Genomic DNA, 16,129 nt, shown 5'->3' with positions numbered 1-16,129 from the left:
GCGTGGCCGGAAGAAGGTGCCAGATGACCTGGGCAAGGCATGGCAGCACTACCGACCCGGCGGCCGACACCGGCTACCTGGCCGGGGTCAAGGCGGAGGAGAGGATCCACCGCGACGTTCAGGAAGGCAGGGCCGCGCGCACCGTCGCGCAGCACTCCTCGGACGCGCGGGAATGCGCGGAACTGCTCGCGATGCTCGGCATTCCGGTCGAGGCGGGCAGGCGGCACGGCTGAGGTTCACGCACCGCCGATCCGGGAGGTCAGTTCGGCGGCGGTGCGGCGGACCTCCTCGGCGAGCCCCGGCCAGTCCTGAGCGCAGGCCGGGGTGTCGCAGGGGTGCCGGAAGGTCACGCTGATCGCGGCGAGCGGCCGGTGGCCGTGGTCGAACACCGGGTGCGCCACCGACGCGAACCCGGGCGTGACGTGGCCGTCTTCGACCGCCCACCCCCGCCTGCGCTCGGCGTTGAGCGTGGCGCGGAGTTCGGCGAGGGTGCGCGGGCCGCGGTCGGTGCGCCGCACGAAGGACGCGGCGGACGGGAACAACGCCCGCACGTGCGCGGCAGGCAGGTGCGCGAGCATCGCGCGCCCGCTGGCGGTGAGCTGCGCGGGCAGGCGCACCCCCACGTCGGTGACCAGGGTTTCCGGGCGGGCGGGCCGCTCCTTGATCAGGTACAGCGCCTCCCCGCCGTGCAGGATGCCGAGGTGGGCGTTGTGCTCGACGCGGTCGACGAGCTTGCGCAGCAGCGGCGCGGCGAGCCGTTCGAGCGGGTCGTGGCGCAGGTAGGCGGACCCGAGTTCGAAGGCCGTGATGCCGAGCCCGTACCGGCGTTCGTCGGGCAGGTGCGTGACAAAACCGGCGGCCACCAACTCGGCCAGCAGGTGATAGGTCGTGGACCGGGGCAGGCCGAGGTCGCGGGCGATCGCCCCGGCCGACACCGGGCCGGGCCGCTCGGCCAGCGCACGCAGGATGCCGAGGCCGCGCCGGAGCGCGGGGACGTCGGAACTGGTGCCCACGGGTCACCTCCCACTGTCTGAGATCCCAGACGGAACCACTCGATCACCGATTTTGCCCGCGTCCGCGCCGGGGTCCAATGGCAGGCATGCCGGAACTGGTATCCCTGGGAGCGGACCCGCTGCGGGCGGAGCAGGTCGTCGCCGTCGCCCGCGACCGGGCGGCGGTCGAACTGACCGAGTCCGCGCGCAAGCACCTCCTTACCACCCGCCAGCACATCGACGCGCTGGCCGGAGCCACCGAACCCACCTACGGCGTGTCCACCGGCTTCGGGGCGCTCGCCGTGCGGCACATCCCGGTGGACAGCCGGGTCAACCTGCAGCGCTCGCTGATCCGGTCGCACGCGGCCGGCGCCGGGCAGCCGGTGGAGACCGAGGTCGTGCGGGCGTTGATGCTGCTGCGCCTGCGCACGCTGGCCAGCGGGTACACCGGCGTCCGGCCGGTCACCGCCGACACCCTGGCGCGGCTGCTCAACGCCGGCATCACCCCGGTGGTGCCGGAGTACGGCTCGCTCGGCTGCTCCGGTGACCTGGCGCCGCTCGCCGCGGTCGCGCTGGCGCTGATGGGCGAGGGCGACGTGGTGCACGAAGGCCGGGTGGTCCCGGCGGCGCAAGCGCTTGCGCGGTCCGGGATCGAACCGGTGGTGCTGGCCGAGAAGGAGGGGCTGGCGCTGACCAACGGCACCGACGGCATGCTCGGCATGCTGCTGCTGGCCTGCGCCGACCTGCGTGCGCTGTTCGACCTCGCCGACATCACCGCGGCGATGAGCGTGGAAGCCCTGCTCGGCACCGACCGCCCGTTCGCCGCCGACCTCCAGGCGTTGCGCCCGCACCCCGGCCAGGCCGTTTCGGCGAGCCGCATCCACGCGGCGCTCGCCGGGTCCGGCATCGTCGCCAGCCACCGCGGGCCGGAGTGCACCCGGGTGCAGGACGCCTATTCACTGCGGTGCGCGCCGCAGGTGCACGGCGCCGCGCGGGACACGCTCACCCACGTCGAGCTGGTCGCCGACCGGGAACTGGCGGCGGCGGTGGACAACCCGGTGGTGCTGCCGGACGGCCGGGTCGAGTCGAACGGCAACTTCCACGGCGCGCCGGTCGCCTACGTGCTGGACTTCCTGGCCATCCCGGTGGCCGACCTGGCCAGCGTCGCCGAACGCCGCACCGACCGGATGCTCGACGTGGCCCGGTCGCACGGCCTGCCCGCCTTCCTCGCGCACGACCCCGGCGTGGACTCCGGGCACATGATCGCCCAGTACACCCAGGCGGCCGTGGTCAGCGAGCTGAAGCGGCTGGCCGTGCCGTCGTCGGTGGACTCCATTCCGAGCAGCGCCATGCAGGAGGACCACGTTTCGATGGGCTGGAGCGCGGCCCGCAAGCTGCGCCGGGCGGTCGACGGGCTGCGGACCGTGCTGGCCGTCGAACTGCTCACCGCGGCCCGTGCGCTGGACCTCCGCGCGCCGCTGGAACCGGCGCCGGTCACCGCCGCCGTCCGCGACCTGCTGCGCACCCGGGTGCCGGGGCCGGGCCCGGACCGGCACCTGGCGCCGGAGATCGCCGCCACCGAAGAACTCATCGCCTCGGGTGCCTTCGCCGAGGTCGTAGCCGCGAACCTGGAGGAGACCGGATGAGCCGGACCGTGCGCGCCGCCCGCGGCACCACGCTGACCGCGAAGAACTGGCAGAGCGAAGCCGCGTTGCGGATGTTCCACAACAACCTCGACCCCGAGGTGGCCGAGCGGCCGGAGGACCTGGTCGTCTACGGCGGCACCGGCAAGGCCGCCCGCGACTGGGCCAGTTTCGCCGCCATCACCCGTGGACTGACCACTTTGGACGCCGACGAGACGCTGCTGGTGCAGTCGGGCAAGCCGGTCGGGGTGTTCCGCACGCACGAGTGGGCGCCGCGGGTGCTGATCGCGAACTCGAACCTGGTCGGCGACTGGGCCACCTGGCCGGAGTTCCGCCGGCTGGAGCAGCTCGGGCTGACCATGTACGGCCAGATGACCGCCGGGTCGTGGATCTACATCGGCACGCAGGGCATTCTCCAGGGCACCTACGAAACCTTCGCGGCGGTGGCGAAGAAGCGGTTCGGCGGTTCGCTCAAGGGCACGCTGACGGTGACCGCCGGCCTCGGGGGCATGGGCGGCGCGCAACCGCTCGCGGTGACCATGAACGACGGCGTCGCGCTGGTCGTCGAATGCGATCCCGAACGCGCGCGCCGCCGGGTGGAAACCCGGTACCTGGACGAGGTCGCCGACGACCTCGACGACGCGGTCCGGCGGGTCACCGCGGCGAAGGAGGACCGGCGCGCGTTGTCCGTCGGGGTGATCGGCAACGCCGCCGAGGTGCTGCCGGAACTGCTGCGCCGCGGTGTCGAGGTGGACATCGTCACCGACCAGACCTCCGCGCACGACCCGCTGGCGTACCTGCCGAAGGGGGTCTCGCTGGACGACTGGTCCGACTACGCGGCCAAGAAACCCGACGAGTTCACCGACCGCTCCCGTGATTCCATGGCCGAACACGTCGACGCCATGCTGGGTTTCCTCGACGCGGGTGCGGAGGTCTTCGACTACGGCAACTCGTTGCGCGGTGAGGCGAAGCTCGGCGGCTGCGAACGCGCCTTCGACTTCCCCGGGTTTGTGCCCGCGTACATCCGGCCGTTGTTCTGCGAGGGCCAGGGCCCGTTCCGCTGGGCCGCGCTCTCCGGTGACCCCGGGGACATCGCCGCCACCGACCGCGCCATGCTGGAACTGTTCCCGGAGAACGAATCCCTGGCGCGCTGGATCCGGCTGGCCGGGGAGCGCGTTGCCTTCCAGGGGCTGCCGGCCCGCATCTGCTGGCTCGGCTACGGCGAACGGCACCTGGCCGGGGTGCGGTTCAACGAGATGGTCGCCAGCGGGGAGCTGAAAGCGCCGGTGGTGATCGGCCGCGACCACCTCGATTCCGGCAGCGTCGCCTCGCCGTACCGCGAAACCGAGGGCATGGCCGACGGCTCCGACGCGATCGCCGACTGGCCGCTGCTCAACGCCATGGTCAACACCGCGTCCGGCGCCAGCTGGGTGTCCCTGCACCACGGCGGCGGGGTCGGCATGGGCCGGTCCATCCACGCCGGGCAGGTCTGCGTGGCCGACGGCACCGAGCTGGCCGGGCAGAAGATCGAGCGGGTGCTGACCAACGACCCCGGCATGGGCGTGATCCGGCACGTCGACGCCGGGTACCAGCGGGCCGCCGAGGTCGCGGGTGAACGCGGCGTGCGGGTGCCGATGAAGGAGACCGAATGACCGCGTCCGGGCTGCTCGACCGGATCGCCGACGTCGGCCGCGATCCGGCCCGCGGTGGTTATTCGCGGCACGTGTTCGACGCGGCCGAAGGTGAGCTGCGCGAGTGGTTCACCGCCGAGGCCGGGTGGCTCGGGCTCGACGTGGACACCGATCGCAACGGCAACCTCTGGGCGTGGTGGGGCGCACCGGGACCGGACGCCACGGTCACCGGCAGCCACCTCGACTCGGTTCCCGGCGGCGGCGCGTTCGATGGCCCGCTGGGGGTGGTCAGCGCACTCGACGCCGTCGGGATCCTGCAGCGCAAGGGGTTCACCCCGGGCAAGCCGTTCGCGGTGGTGGTGTTCGCCGAGGAGGAGGGCGGCCGGTTCGGGGTGCCGTGCCTCGGGTCGCGGCTGCTCACCGGTTCGATCGACCCGGACGAGGCGCGGGCGCTGCGCGACCCCGACGGCAACACGCTCGCGGACGCGGCCTCCCGCGCCGGGTACGACCCCGTGCGGTTCGGGCCGGACCCCGAGGCGTTGTCGCGGATCGGGCGGTTCCTGGAACTGCACGTGGAGCAGGGGCGCGGGTTGATCGACCTGGGCTCGCCGGTGGCCGTCGGCAGCACGGTGCTCGCGCACGGCCGGTGGCGGTTCTCCTTCCGGGGCCAGGGGAACCACGCGGGTGCCACGTTGCTGTCCGACCGCCGCGACCCGATGCTCCCGGCGGCGCTCACCGTCGCCGCGGTCCGCCGGCTCGCGGCCGCGGTGCCGGCGGCGCGGGCCACGGTCGGGCGCCTGGTGCCCACCCCCGGCGGGACGAACGTCATCGCGTCCGCCGTGGACCTCTGGCTGGACGCGCGGGTGCCGGGTGGCGGCACGGAGGCGCTGGTCGAGGACATCGCCGGGGCGGCGGCCGAAGCCGCGGCGGCCGAGGGCTGCACGGTGACCGTGACGAAGGAGTCCTATTCGGACACGGTCGCCTTCGACGGCGGCCTGCGCGACCGGCTGTCCGGGCTGCTCGGCGGGGTGCCGGAGCTGCCGACCGGGGCCGGGCACGACGCCGCGATCCTGGCCCCCCACGTGCCGTCGAGCATGCTCTACGTGCGCAATCCCACCGGTATCAGCCATTCCCCGGAGGAGTTCGCCGAAGCGGCGGACGTGGACGCCGGTGCGCGGGCGCTCGCCGAGGTGCTGGAGGACCTGTCCCGATGACCGCGTTCTGGTGCGAACGGGCGTGGCTGCCGGACGGGGTGGCCGAAGGCGTGCTGCTGTCGGTCTCCGGTGGCCGGATCGATTCGGTCACCCCTGGTGCCCCCCGCACCGGGACGGTGCTCGGCGGGCTGACCGTGCCGGGTATGGCGAACGGGCATTCGCACGCGTTCCACCGGGCGTTGCGCGGGCGGACGCACCACGACCGCGGCACGTTCTGGACCTGGCGCGAGCGGATGTACGCGCTGGCCGAGCGGCTGGACCCGGACGGCTACTACCGGCTGGCACGCGGTGTGTACGCCGAAATGGTGCTCGCCGGGTTCACCGGCGTCGGGGAGTTCCACTACCTGCACCACGCGCCGGGTGGCAAGCCCTACGACGACCCGAACGTGATGAGCCAGGCGCTCGAACGCGCCGCCGTGGACGCCGGGATCCGGTTGACCCTGCTCGACACCTGTTACCTCGCCGGGGGTTTCGGCGTCGACCTCGGGGAGCACCAGCTGCGGTTCAGCGACGGCGACGCCGACGGCTGGGCGGTGCGTGCCGGTGCGTTCCGGCCGTCGAGCGAGCTGGTCCGGGTGGGCGCGGCGGTGCATTCGGTGCGGGCGGTGCCCGCCGAGCAGTTGCCGGTGGTCGTCGACTGGGCGGACTCGAAACCGTTGCACGTCCACCTGTCCGAGCAGCGGGCGGAGAACGACGACTGCCTGGCGCACCACGGGAAGACGCCGACCGCGGTGCTCGCCGACGCCGGTGCGCTCGGGCCGTCCACGGTCGCCGTGCACGCCACGCACCTGACCGAAGCGGACATCGCGCAGCTCGGCCGGGCACGGGCGGGCGCGTGCTTCTGCCCGACCACGGAACGCGACCTCGGGGACGGCATCGGACCGGCGCGGGAACTCGCCGACGCGGGTGTGCGGCTGGGCCTCGGCACCGACAGCCACGCCGTGGTCGACGCCTTCGAGGAAACCCGGGCGCTGGAGCTGAACGACCGGCTGCGGGCGGAGGCACGCGGCCGGTTCACCGTCGAGGAGCTGCTGGCCGCGGCCACCGGGCACGCCGCCATCGGCTGGGAGGAGTGCGGCAGGCTGGCACCGGGCGCGGCGGCCGACTTCGTCACCGTGGATCTGGGTTCCGTGCGCACCGCGGGCGCCGAACCGGAGGGCGTGTGGTTCGCGGCCTCGGCACCGGACGTCACCGACGTGGTGGTGGCCGGGCGGTTCGTGGTGCGGGAGCGGGTGCACCGGTCGATCGAACGGCCGCAGGCGGAACTGGCCGGAGAGGTGGAGGAGCTGTGGCGAGCACACTGATCACCGGCATTTCCGAGCTGACCACCAACGTCGGCGCGAAGCTGCGGGACGCGTCGGTGGTGGTCGACGGTGACCGGATCGCCTGGGTGGGGCAGGGCGAGCCCGCGGCGGACGCACGGGTCGACGTCGGCGGCCGGGCGGTGCTGCCGGGCTGGGTGGACAGCCACACGCACCTGGTGTTCGCCGGCGACCGGACCGCCGAGTTCGAGGCGCGGATGGCGGGGAAGGCCTACCGCGCGGGCGGGATCGCGGTGACCGTCGAGGCGACACGCGCGGCCTCGGACGAGCAGCTGGCCTCGAACCTGAGGCGGCTGGCGGACGAGGCGGCGCGGCAGGGCACGACCTGCCTGGAAACCAAAACCGGGTACGGCCTCAGCGTCGCCGACGAAGAGCGCTCGGCGAAGATCGCCGGGGCCGTCGCCGACGAGGTCACCTTCCTCGGCGCGCACCTGGTTCCGCCGGGCATGGCTGCCGAGTCCTATGTGGACCTGGTGTGCGGGCCGATGCTGGCGGCGGTGGCGCCGCACGTGCGCTGGGCGGACGTGTTCTGCGAGACCGGGGCGTTCGACGAGGAGCAGACCGGGCGGGTGCTCACCGCGGCCGCCGGAGCCGGGCTCGGGTTGCGCGTGCACGGCAACCAGCTGGGGGAGGGCCCGGGGGTGCGGCTCGCGGTCTCGCACGGGGCCGCGAGCGTGGACCACTGCACGTACCTGTCTTCGTCCGATGTGGACATGCTGGCCGGGTCCTCGACGGTGGCGACCCTGCTGCCCGCCTGCGACCTGTCCACCCGGCAACCGCTCGCCCCGGCGCGACGGCTGCTCGACGCCGGGGCCACCATCGCATTGGCCAGCAACGCGAACCCGGGCAGCTCGTACACCACTTCGATGGCCTTCTGCGTGACGACGGCGGTGTTGCAGATGGGCCTGTCGATCGACGAAGCCGTCTGGGCCGCCACCGCCGGTGGTGCCCGTGCCCTGCGCCGGGACGACGTCGGCTACATCCGCGAAGGGGCCCGTGCCGACTTGCACGTCCTGGACGCCCCGTCGGTGACGCACCTGGCCTATCGCCCCGGTGTTCCGCTGACCTGGTCGGTCTGGCGCTCCGGCACGCGGACCACGCGCCCGGCTGCCTGAGCGCGGGTCACGGGGTCAGGTGGTGCAGGGCGTCCATGGCGGTGGCCCGGGTCCGGGCCTTGGCGTGGTCGGCCGGGGGGAGGCGGCGGATGGCGCCCGCCAGGAGCTGGCGGTCGCTGTTGCCGATGTGCGCCAGCAGGTCGAAGGTGGGCACCCACAGGTCGTGGCGGGCGGCGGCCGCGGCGAGGCCGTCGAAGCGGTCTTCCGGGAGCAGGGCGATCACCTGGCCGACGCGGGCCTTGTCGTCCAGGACGAACGCCGTGTGCAGCAGGGCGGCGTCGTGCAGCACCTCGAGCGCGGCTTCGACGGTGGCGTCCGGCAGGTGCCCGACGAACCGGCCGATGGTGATCCAGTCCTCCCGGTGCACCAGTTCCGCGGCCACGTCCAGCACCCGCGACCGCGGCATGCCGGTGATGATCTCGCTCGACCGCCGCGGGTCGAGTTCGACCGCCACGTCGGCCAGGAACGCCGTGCTCAGCCGTTTCGCCACGTCGATGGCGCGCTCGGCCTCCATCACCCCGGCGATCCGCGCGCACAGCAGCGGCCCGTACGTGCGCTCGGCGATCTTCGCGGTGACCGCGCCGGGCAGCAGTTTGCTCGCCGCCGCCATCCGGCGCAGCATCGGCAGGTTGGCGTCGAACAGCACGTCGGTCATCCGCTCACGCAGCCGCCGCAGCTCGCGGGCGTCCACGCGTTCCAAAAAGGACAGGCGGTCGTCGTCGGCGTCCAGCAACCGCGCCAGTTTCAGCACCTCGGCCCGGCTGTCCAAGGCGGTCACAGGCCGACCGCCCGCCGGACGGCGCCCCGCAGCAGCGAGGGCACGTACCGCAGGCCCTCTTCCGCCGCCACGGCCAGCGCCGCCGACTGCCGCCGCCTCGCCTGCGCGAAAGCGGCCCCGAGCAGGGCTTTCTCCTCATCGGACAGGGCGTCGATGCCGGACGGCAGCGCGCCACCGAGCTGATCGGCCAGGCTGTGCTTCGTTGCCATTCCCGCATCATGCCCTACGGTCGGGTCATGGCACCGGAGATCGAGACTTCGACCATCACCGTCGGCCCGCTGTCGGCACACCTCGCCCGCCCGGCCGGGGGCAGCCGCAGCGGCATGCTGCTGCTCCCGATGATCACCGGGATCGGCGAGCAGGTCCGGGAGTACGCCCGCGACCTCGCCCAGCGCGGCCTCACCGCGCTGACCTGGGACCCCTGGCACGGCCCCAGCAGCGACGACACCCCGCTCGAACGACTCAAGGAACTGCTCGCCGAACTCGACGACGAAACCGCGCTCGCCGAGCAGACCCGGCTGCTCGACCACCTGCTCGGCGACCTCGGCTGCTCGAAGGCCGGGGTGATCGGCTGGTGCCTCGGCGGCCGGTTCGCGCTCATCCTGGCCGGTCGTGACCGGCGCCTGGCCAACGCCGTCGCCTACCACCCGACCGTGCCCGGCGAGACCCCGCCGAACCACACCGTGGACGCGGTCGAGCACTGCACGCGGATCACCGCGCCGGTGATGATGCTCTACCCGGGCGCCGACTCGCTGGTGCCGCCGGAACGCTTCACCCAGCTGCAGTCCGCGTTGCAGGGGCGGGAGACCGGCGCGAGCATCATCCACCACTACCCGGGCGCGGAGCACGGGTTCAGCAACCGCACCCGGCACGGCAACCCGGTCAACGCCGAGGCGTACGCGCTGTCCTGGCCGCAGGTGCTCGACTTCGCCGCCGTCACCACCGCGTGAGGTGGCCGCGCTGCTGCTGACCTACGGGTCGCAGGGTGACGTGCAGCCGTTCGCCGCGCCGGCCCGCGCGCTCCGCGGGCCTGGCCGGGGACCTCGACTACCACCCGGTCACCGCCGGGCACCACGTCGCCGGGAAGCTCGGGGTGCCGTCGGTGCTGGTGTCGTTGTTCCCGACGAACGCGCCCACCGCCGATCCCGTACGCCGAAGCGGGCAGGCCGATCAGCGCCGGGGGCGGTGCGGACGAGGCGGTCGCGGTGCTCGAACGCCGGAGGACTTGACTTTCGGCAGTGTTGCCGCCGCGACGGCGGCCAGTACCGTTCGCGGCGTGCACGAGGAGAAGCGCGGCAGGTGGGGGCGGCTGCTCGACGTGCTCGTCTGGGCGTTGCTGTGCGCGCTGGTGACCTACGAGGCCCGCAACGCCGAGGTCCCGGTCGAGCTGGTCGGCGGGCTGCTGGCGATCACCACCGCGATGGCCACGGCGTGGCGGTTCCCGCTGGTGGCGCTGGCCGTGGCCGGTGTGTCGAGCGTGACGGTGCAGTTCAACCTCGGTGGCCGGGTGCCGTTGTGGCCGATCCTGCTGATGCTGGTGGTCGGCTTCTCCGCCGGGCGGCGGGTCACCGGGGTGCGGCCGTCGATGCTGGTCTTCGCCGGGGTCGCGCTGGCCGGGCTGCCGGTCGCGCTGCTGGTCAGCGACGAGGTGCTGGCCGGCTGGGGCGCGATGGTGGCCACCATGGCCTGCGCCGCGGGTTTCACCTGGCAGATGGGCCGGTACTGCCGGCTGCGCGAGGACCTGGTGCGCAACGGCTGGGAGCGCGCCGAGCAGCTGGAGGCGCAGCAGCGGATCGTCGCCGACGAGGCCCGGCTGCGGGAACGCGCGCGGATCGCCGCCGACATGCACGATTCGCTCGGCCACGAGCTGAGCCTGCTCGCCTTGCGGGCCGGTGCCCTGGAGGTGGCCGCCGACCTGCCGGAGCAGCGGCGGGACGAGGTGGGTGAACTGCGGCGGAGCGCGGGGGTGGCCACCGAACGGCTGCACGAGATCATCGGCATGCTGCGGGAGGACGCCACCGCGCCGATGGAACCCGTGGGGGAGGACATCGGCGCGCTGGTGACCAGGGCTAGGGCGTCCGGCCTGCAGATCGACGCCGACCTGGCCGAAGCCGGGGACGTGCCGCCGATGGTCGACCGCGCCGCCTACCGCGTGGTGCAGGAGGCGCTGACGAACGTGGCCAAGCACGCACCGGGAGCCGCCGCCGAGGTCCGCGTCCGCCACCACGACGGTGAGACGCTGGTGGTGGTGCGCAACGACCCACCGCCCGCCGGGCCGTTGCCGGGACGGCCGGGTGGCCGCCGCGGGCTGACCGGCCTGCGGGAACGCGTGCGGCTGGTCGGTGGCACGCTCGAAGCCGGTTCCGGCCCGTCCGGGTTCGAGGTGCGGGCCCGGTTGCCGCACGACGCCGCGCCGATGACCGAGAGCACGGCGACCGAAGCCGAGCGCTCCGGCGCCGCGCAGGCGTTGGACCTGGGCCGCCGCCGGGCGAACCGCACGCTGCTGGTCGGGCTCGGCGTGCCGGTGTCGCTGCTGGCGGTGTTCAGCGGCCTGAGCGCGGTCTTCTACACCCACGACTGGTTCACCTCGAAGCTCGACGCCACCGCCTTCTGGCAGCTGGAACCGGGGCAGGAGCGCGCCGACCTGGAGCCGGTGCTGCCGTCGCGGCAGAAGCAGTACCGGGCGAAGCTGCCGGAGCCGCCGATCCCGGCGGGGGCGGTGTGCGAGTACTACAGCACCGACGAGAGCCTGCTGGAGTTCAGCGACCACGCGTACCGGCTGTGCTTCGACGGCGGCAGGCTGGTCGGACGGGAGTTGATCGTGGACGCGGAGGGGCAGAATTGATCAGGGTGCTGGTGGCCGACGACGAGCCGATGATCCGGGCCGGGGTGGCCGCGATCCTGGCTTCGGACGAGCGGATCGAGGTGGTGGCCGAGGCCGCCGACGGCCGGGAGGCGGTCGACCGGGTGCGCGAGGTGCGGCCCGACGTGGCGCTGCTGGACATCCGGATGCCGAACCTGGACGGGCTGTCCGCCGCCGAGGAGATCCGCCGGCTCACCCCGGACACCGCGGTGATCATGCTGACCACGTTCTCCGAGGACGAGTACATCGGCCGGGCGCTGGCCGCCGGGGCCGGCGGGTTCCTGCTGAAGTCCGGTGATCCGCGTGAGCTGGTGGCCGGGGTGCGGGCGGTGGCCGACGGTGCGGCGTTCCTCTCGCCGAAGGTGGCGCACCGGGTGATCGCCCAGCTCTCCGGGGAACGGCTGACCCGCGCCGCCGCCGCCCGCGAGCAGCTCGCGCCGCTGACCGAGCGGGAGCGGGAGGTGCTGGCGCTGGTCGGCGCCGGGCTGTCCAATGCGGACATCGCGAAGCGGCTGTTCGTGGTGGAGGGCACCGTCAAGGCGTACGTGAGCACGATCCTGAGCCGGTTGGGCGCGAAGAACCGGGTGCAGGCGGCGATCGTGGCCTACGAGGCGGGGCTGGTCGGCGACTGAGCCGCGATGCGCGGCGGGGTCCAGTCGCACATCCTGATCGTGCCGCGCACGCTCAGCCCGGCAGGCAGCAGGCCGATCAGCGCGTTGCGCGCCCGCACCGCGAGCGGGTGCTCCAGCTGCTGCCCGAACCGGCCCGTCTTCGCCGAGTTGCGGGCGATGCGCTGGCTGCGTGGCCGTCGCTCCCGGTCGTAGTGCGCGAGCACGGATGCCACGTCGTCGTACCGCGCGGCGGCCGCGGCCAGCACGACGGCGTCCTCGATGGACTGGCAGCCGCCCTGGCCGAGGAACGGCGTCATGGCGTGGGCGGCGTCACCGAGCAGCGCCACGTTGCCGCCGACGTAGGTCGGCAGCGGTGTGGCCAGCCAGTGGATGTCGTGGTGCAGCACGTGTTCGGTGCGCTCGACCAGCTCCGGCACCTTCGAGCGCCAGCCGGTGAACCGGTCGAGCAGGTACGCCTTCGGCTCGGCCACGGCGGTGCCTTCCGGGGCGCTCACCGCGGCGTACCAGTACACCTGGCCACCGGCCAGCGGCACGACGCCCAGTTCGACGCCGGGGCCCAGGGTGACGCCGAGCTGGACGTCGTCGGTGTGCGCGGTGACCCCGCGGAAGGCGGTGGTCCCGCTGTAGGCGGGAGCGGGGTGGCCGGGGTGCAGTTCGGCGCGGAGGCGGCTGCCGATGCCGTCCGCGGCCACCACCAGGTCCGCGTCCAGGTCGGCGGCCGAGGTGACGGTGGTGCCCGCTGCCAGGCAGTCGTCCGGGAGCGCGGCGAGCAGCCGGTCGAGCAGCCGGGCGCGGTGGATGCCGGCCAGCGGGCTGCCGAGGGTGCGCTCGAACACCGGCGCGTCCCAGTGCGTCAGCCACCGGCCGTGCTGGTCGAGCAGGCCGCCCGAGGTCTGCGGTGCCCGCAGCGGCCCGAGGTCGACGCCGAGTTCGGCCAGCCCGCGCAGGGCGTTCGGCCAGAGGCTGATCCCGGCGCCGACGGCGGTGAACTCCGGGGCGCGTTCGAGCACGCGCACCCGCCAGCCCGCCTGGTGCAGGCCGATCGCGGCGGAGAGCCCGCCGATCCCGCCGCCGACCACCACCGCGGAGCCTCGCATGGTCTACTCCTCTACGTCTGTAGTGACCGGGACTCTACACCTATAGAGGGAGTGGTGATGACGGCCGGACGGCTGGCGGTGCTCGGGGACGCCGCGATCGAGGTGCTGGCCGAGCAGGGCATGCGGGGCCTGACCCACCGCGCGGTGGACACCGCGGCGGCGCTGCCCGCCGGTTCCACCTCGTACTACGCGCGCACCCGGGAGGCGCTGCTGGAACTCGCGCTCACCCGGATGGCCGAGCTGGACGACGGTGAGCTGCCCGAGGTCCAGGCCCCCGAGTCGGTGGCGAAGCTCACGGCGGCCTTCCTGCACGCGTCGATCACCACCGGCCGCACGCGCACGCTCGCGCGGTACGAATTCGCGCTCGAAGCCACGCGGCGGCCGGTGTTGCGGGAGATCTACGACCGGATCGGGGCGGCCTACCGGACCCAGCTCGAGGCGAGCATGACCGCCCTCGGCTCCCCCGATCCGGAGCGGCACGCGCGCCTGGTGATGGCGTGGTGCGAGGGCGTCATGTTCGACTCGCTGGCCGGCACCGGCGCCGCCCACCCGCCGACCCTCGCCGAACTGGAGCGGTCGAGCGAGGAGGTGCTGCGCTCGATCCTGGGTTAGGCGTCCCGCTTGCGCAGCAGGGTGTGGCCGACGAACAGCGCGCCCGCCGACCAGAGCGCGCAGATGGGCAGCCCCAGCCAGGACGGGTACGGCGTGGGCGTGCCGATGACCGGGCTCCCCCCGCTGGTCATCGCGTTGGTCCCGGCGATACCGGGGAAGAGGTGCATCAGGAACTCCAGCCCGAGCCCGCCGAGCAGGATCGGGACCATCAGCAGGATCAGCGTGACCACCGTGATGGTGCCCGCGGTGCTGCGCAGCGCCGTACCGGCGCCGAGGCAGAACAGGCTCAGCAGGGCGAAGTAGACCCCGGTGGCCAGCACCGTCTGGATCGCGCCACCGGCCGAGGTCGATACGCCGGCGTCCCCGATCAGCGGAATCGCGATCGCCACCCCGAGGCCCGCGCTCAGCAGCCCGAGCACGAACGAGACCGGCGCCAGCACCGCCGCCTTGGCCAGCAGCACCCCACCGCGGCGCGGCACCCACTGCAGGGTGGACCGGATCGACCCGGTGGCGTACTCGCTGGTGATGACCAGGGTGGCCAGCGTGACCACGGCGAACTGGCCGAGGTAGAAGGTGCCGCCGATGACCGCGCCCTGCGCGGACAGGTCCTCGTCACCGCCGAGCCGCGTCGACAACGCGGCCAGCCCGGCGTACCCGATCATCAGCAACGCGGTGGTGGTGACGCTCCACCAGGTCGAGCGCACCGAGTGGAACTTCGTCCATTCGGCGTGGACGGCGGCGTTCATCGTCGACTCCTCGAAAGCAGGCGCTCGGTGGCGAGCGCGCGGAACGGCAGCACGACGGCGAGCGCGACGACCGCGCCGAGCGCGAATCCGGCGAGCACGTCGTGCGGGTAGTGCACCCCGACGAAAACCCGGGAGAACCCGGCGAAGGCGCCGAGCAGCAGCGCGAGCCCGGCGGTGGCCGGGTGCCGCCGCCACAGCGTGAGCAGGCCGGTGGCGATCGCGGCGGCGATGACGGTGTGGTTGCTGGGGAACGACCAGTCACCGATCGACGGGCACGCTTCCAGCGTCACCGTCGATCCCCGGCACGGGCGGTCCTGGGCGACCAGCGACTTCAGCAGTTCGCTGAGCAGGTAGGCGATGGCCGTGGCCCCGGCGGTGAGCAGCACCGACACCACCACGAAGGCGTCCGTCCTGGCCCGCCAGAGCAGCAGTGCCGCGAGCGCCATCAGGGCGAGGATGGCCCCGTTCGTGCCGAGTTCGAACAGCAGCTGGACCAGCCACGGGGAGTCCGCGGCCAATCCGGTGATCAGGTCGTAGAGTTCCCGGCTCATGCCTGCACCCCGTACTCGACCGAGTTCGCGGTCAGCTCCATGTACGCCTGCTCCAGCGAAGCGGTGCGTTCGGCCAGCCCGTGCAGCAGCACCCCGAGTTCGTGCGCCACCTCGCCGACCCGTTGCACGGAAGCGCCGGGCACCACCAGTTCGCCATCACTGTCCTCAGTGGACAAGCCAAGGGCGTGCAGGCGCGCGGTCAGCCGCTGCCGGTCGGCGGGCCGCGGCACGCGCACCAGCACGGCGGTGTGGGAGTTGCCCGCGATGAACTCGCCCACCGGGGCGTTCGCCAGCAGCTTCCCCCTGCCGATCACCACCAGTTCGTGCGCGGTCAGCTGCATCTCGCTCATCAGGTGGCTGGAGACGAAAACCGTGCGCCCCTCCTCGGCCAGCGAGCGCATCAGCTGGCGGACCCAGCGCACCCCGTCCGGGTCGAGGCCGTTCACCGGCTCGTCGAACACCAGCACCCCCGGGTCGCCGAGCAACGCACCGGCGATGCCCAGCCGCTGGCCCATGCCCAGCGAGAAGGTGCCCGCCCGCTTGTCCGCCACCTCGCTCAGCCCGACGGTGGCCAGCACCTCGGCCACCCGCCGGTCCGGGATGGCGTTGCTGCGGGCCATCGCCAGCAGGTGCCACCGCGCCGTCCGGCCGGGGTGCAGCGCCTTGGCGTCGAGCAGCGCGCCGACCTCGCGCAGCGGGTACCGCAGTTCCCGGTACGCCTTCCCGTTCACCAGCGCCCGCCCCCCGCTCGGGTGGTCGAGGCCCAGCACCATGCGCATGGTGGTGGACTTGCCGGCCCCGTTCGGGCCGAGGAAGCCGGTCACCCGGCCCGCCCCGACGTCGAAGCTCAGGTCGTCCACAACGGTCTTCTCGCCGTAGCGCTTCGTCAGACCGCGAAGCGTGATCATCTGCCCTCCAGTTCCCTTGGCGGAC

The 16,129-nt window shown here is 73.4% G+C and carries 17 protein-coding genes; 10 read left to right on the top strand and 7 right to left on the bottom strand.

Going from position 1 to position 16,129, the window contains the following annotated elements:
- The first annotated feature begins 23 nt into the window (after positions 1-23).
- Positions 24-233 carry a hypothetical protein gene (locus AC07EG_RS35765; protein WP_478257693.1) on the top strand — a complete coding sequence of 70 codons (210 nt, stop codon included), beginning with the start codon at positions 24-26 and terminating at the stop codon, positions 231-233.
- 3 nt (positions 234-236) lie between these two features.
- Here the strand turns inward: AC07EG_RS35765 and AC07EG_RS35760 are convergent, their stop codons facing one another.
- Positions 237-1,013: an IclR family transcriptional regulator gene (locus AC07EG_RS35760; RefSeq protein WP_478257692.1), complete on the bottom strand. Its 777-nt coding sequence runs from the start codon at positions 1,011-1,013 to the stop codon at positions 237-239.
- Positions 1,014-1,099: 86 nt separating this feature from the next.
- Between AC07EG_RS35760 and hutH the strand changes: the two genes are divergently transcribed.
- Genes hutH through hutI form a run of 5 tightly spaced genes read left to right on the top strand, consistent with a single transcriptional unit; the run spans position 1,100 to position 7,917 of the window.
- Positions 1,100-2,638 (top strand): histidine ammonia-lyase, encoded by a 1,539-nt coding sequence (gene hutH, locus AC07EG_RS35755; RefSeq protein WP_478257691.1) that lies wholly within the window; start codon positions 1,100-1,102, stop codon positions 2,636-2,638.
- Positions 2,635-4,287, top strand: a complete 1,653-nt coding sequence (gene hutU / locus AC07EG_RS35750; protein WP_478257690.1) for a urocanate hydratase — start codon at positions 2,635-2,637, stop codon at positions 4,285-4,287. The genes hutH and hutU overlap by 4 nt, the downstream gene beginning before the upstream one ends.
- Complete coding sequence (locus AC07EG_RS35745; RefSeq protein ID WP_478257689.1) at positions 4,284-5,480, top strand: allantoate amidohydrolase; 1,197 nt, start codon at positions 4,284-4,286, stop codon at positions 5,478-5,480. The genes hutU and AC07EG_RS35745 overlap by 4 nt, the downstream gene beginning before the upstream one ends.
- On the top strand, positions 5,477-6,784 hold the full coding sequence (locus tag AC07EG_RS35740) for a formimidoylglutamate deiminase (RefSeq protein ID WP_478257688.1): 1,308 nt from the start codon (positions 5,477-5,479) through the stop codon (positions 6,782-6,784). The genes AC07EG_RS35745 and AC07EG_RS35740 overlap by 4 nt, the downstream gene beginning before the upstream one ends.
- Positions 6,769-7,917: an imidazolonepropionase gene (hutI, locus tag AC07EG_RS35735; RefSeq protein ID WP_478257687.1), complete on the top strand. Its 1,149-nt coding sequence runs from the start codon at positions 6,769-6,771 to the stop codon at positions 7,915-7,917. The genes AC07EG_RS35740 and hutI overlap by 16 nt, the downstream gene beginning before the upstream one ends.
- A gap of 7 nt (positions 7,918-7,924) precedes the next feature.
- Here the strand turns inward: hutI and AC07EG_RS35730 are convergent, their stop codons facing one another.
- Both AC07EG_RS35730 and AC07EG_RS35725 read right to left on the bottom strand, forming a co-directional pair.
- Positions 7,925-8,695 carry a hypothetical protein gene (locus AC07EG_RS35730; RefSeq protein ID WP_478257686.1) on the bottom strand — a complete coding sequence of 257 codons (771 nt, stop codon included), beginning with the start codon at positions 8,693-8,695 and terminating at the stop codon, positions 7,925-7,927.
- Positions 8,692-8,904, bottom strand: a complete 213-nt coding sequence (locus AC07EG_RS35725; protein ID WP_478257685.1) for a hypothetical protein — start codon at positions 8,902-8,904, stop codon at positions 8,692-8,694. The genes AC07EG_RS35730 and AC07EG_RS35725 overlap by 4 nt, the downstream gene beginning before the upstream one ends.
- A 27-nt stretch (positions 8,905-8,931) precedes the next feature.
- Here AC07EG_RS35725 and AC07EG_RS35720 point away from each other — a divergent pair, with 27 nt between their 5' ends.
- The 3 genes from AC07EG_RS35720 (at position 8,932) to AC07EG_RS35710 (ending at position 12,190) form a co-directional block, all read left to right on the top strand.
- The gene (locus AC07EG_RS35720) at positions 8,932-9,645 is read left to right on the top strand and encodes a dienelactone hydrolase family protein (protein ID WP_478257684.1); all 714 of its coding nucleotides are present in this window, start codon (positions 8,932-8,934) and stop codon (positions 9,643-9,645) included.
- A 326-nt stretch (positions 9,646-9,971) separates the two neighbouring features.
- Positions 9,972-11,540 carry a sensor histidine kinase gene (locus AC07EG_RS35715; RefSeq protein ID WP_478257683.1) on the top strand — a complete coding sequence of 523 codons (1,569 nt, stop codon included), beginning with the start codon at positions 9,972-9,974 and terminating at the stop codon, positions 11,538-11,540.
- Positions 11,537-12,190 (top strand): response regulator, encoded by a 654-nt coding sequence (locus AC07EG_RS35710; RefSeq protein ID WP_478257682.1) that lies wholly within the window; start codon positions 11,537-11,539, stop codon positions 12,188-12,190. The genes AC07EG_RS35715 and AC07EG_RS35710 overlap by 4 nt, the downstream gene beginning before the upstream one ends.
- Here AC07EG_RS35710 and AC07EG_RS35705 read toward each other — a convergent pair.
- A complete protein-coding gene (locus AC07EG_RS35705) occupies positions 12,163-13,287 on the bottom strand; it encodes an FAD-dependent monooxygenase (protein WP_478257681.1) in 1,125 nt (374 codons plus the stop codon). The two genes, AC07EG_RS35710 and AC07EG_RS35705, sit on opposite strands and share 28 nt — an antisense overlap.
- Positions 13,288-13,344: 57 nt before the next feature.
- On the opposite strand from AC07EG_RS35705, the gene AC07EG_RS35700 reads away from it, so the two are divergent.
- Positions 13,345-13,899 (top strand): TetR/AcrR family transcriptional regulator, encoded by a 555-nt coding sequence (locus AC07EG_RS35700; RefSeq protein WP_478257680.1) that lies wholly within the window; start codon positions 13,345-13,347, stop codon positions 13,897-13,899.
- Here the strand turns inward: AC07EG_RS35700 and AC07EG_RS35695 are convergent.
- Genes AC07EG_RS35695 through AC07EG_RS35685 form a run of 3 tightly spaced genes read right to left on the bottom strand, consistent with a single transcriptional unit; the run spans position 13,896 to position 16,104 of the window.
- Complete coding sequence (locus AC07EG_RS35695) at positions 13,896-14,645, bottom strand: ABC transporter permease (RefSeq protein ID WP_478257679.1); 750 nt, start codon at positions 14,643-14,645, stop codon at positions 13,896-13,898. The two genes, AC07EG_RS35700 and AC07EG_RS35695, sit on opposite strands and share 4 nt — an antisense overlap.
- Positions 14,642-15,196 carry a phosphatase PAP2 family protein gene (locus AC07EG_RS35690; RefSeq protein ID WP_478257678.1) on the bottom strand — a complete coding sequence of 185 codons (555 nt, stop codon included), beginning with the start codon at positions 15,194-15,196 and terminating at the stop codon, positions 14,642-14,644. The genes AC07EG_RS35695 and AC07EG_RS35690 overlap by 4 nt, the downstream gene beginning before the upstream one ends.
- Positions 15,193-16,104 (bottom strand): ABC transporter ATP-binding protein, encoded by a 912-nt coding sequence (locus AC07EG_RS35685; RefSeq protein ID WP_478257677.1) that lies wholly within the window; start codon positions 16,102-16,104, stop codon positions 15,193-15,195. The genes AC07EG_RS35690 and AC07EG_RS35685 overlap by 4 nt, the downstream gene beginning before the upstream one ends.
- Positions 16,105-16,129: the final 25 nt, after the last annotated feature.

This window comes from Amycolatopsis sp. NPDC045836 (genome assembly GCF_056431745.1).
This window is presented reverse-complemented; position numbering and strand designations above follow the sequence as displayed.

What these genes read in the sequence shown, in the direction of transcription:
- AC07EG_RS35685 (WP_478257677.1), bottom strand. Translation starts at nt 16,104, where the DNA reads ATGATCACGCTTCGCGGTCTGACGAAGCGCTACGGCGAGAAGACCGTT.
- AC07EG_RS35745 (WP_478257689.1), top strand. Translation starts at nt 4,284, where the DNA reads ATGACCGCGTCCGGGCTGCTCGACCGGATCGCCGACGTCGGCCGCGAT.
- AC07EG_RS35700 (WP_478257680.1), top strand. Translation starts at nt 13,345, where the DNA reads ATGACGGCCGGACGGCTGGCGGTGCTCGGGGACGCCGCGATCGAGGTG.
- AC07EG_RS35720 (WP_478257684.1), top strand. Translation starts at nt 8,932, where the DNA reads ATGGCACCGGAGATCGAGACTTCGACCATCACCGTCGGCCCGCTGTCG.
- hutH (WP_478257691.1), top strand. Translation starts at nt 1,100, where the DNA reads ATGCCGGAACTGGTATCCCTGGGAGCGGACCCGCTGCGGGCGGAGCAG.
- AC07EG_RS35740 (WP_478257688.1), top strand. Translation starts at nt 5,477, where the DNA reads ATGACCGCGTTCTGGTGCGAACGGGCGTGGCTGCCGGACGGGGTGGCC.
- AC07EG_RS35690 (WP_478257678.1), bottom strand. Translation starts at nt 15,196, where the DNA reads ATGAGCCGGGAACTCTACGACCTGATCACCGGATTGGCCGCGGACTCC.
- AC07EG_RS35765 (WP_478257693.1), top strand. Translation starts at nt 24, where the DNA reads ATGACCTGGGCAAGGCATGGCAGCACTACCGACCCGGCGGCCGACACC.
- AC07EG_RS35725 (WP_478257685.1), bottom strand. Translation starts at nt 8,904, where the DNA reads ATGGCAACGAAGCACAGCCTGGCCGATCAGCTCGGTGGCGCGCTGCCG.
- hutU (WP_478257690.1), top strand. Translation starts at nt 2,635, where the DNA reads ATGAGCCGGACCGTGCGCGCCGCCCGCGGCACCACGCTGACCGCGAAG.
- AC07EG_RS35705 (WP_478257681.1), bottom strand. Translation starts at nt 13,287, where the DNA reads ATGCGAGGCTCCGCGGTGGTGGTCGGCGGCGGGATCGGCGGGCTCTCC.
- AC07EG_RS35695 (WP_478257679.1), bottom strand. Translation starts at nt 14,645, where the DNA reads ATGAACGCCGCCGTCCACGCCGAATGGACGAAGTTCCACTCGGTGCGC.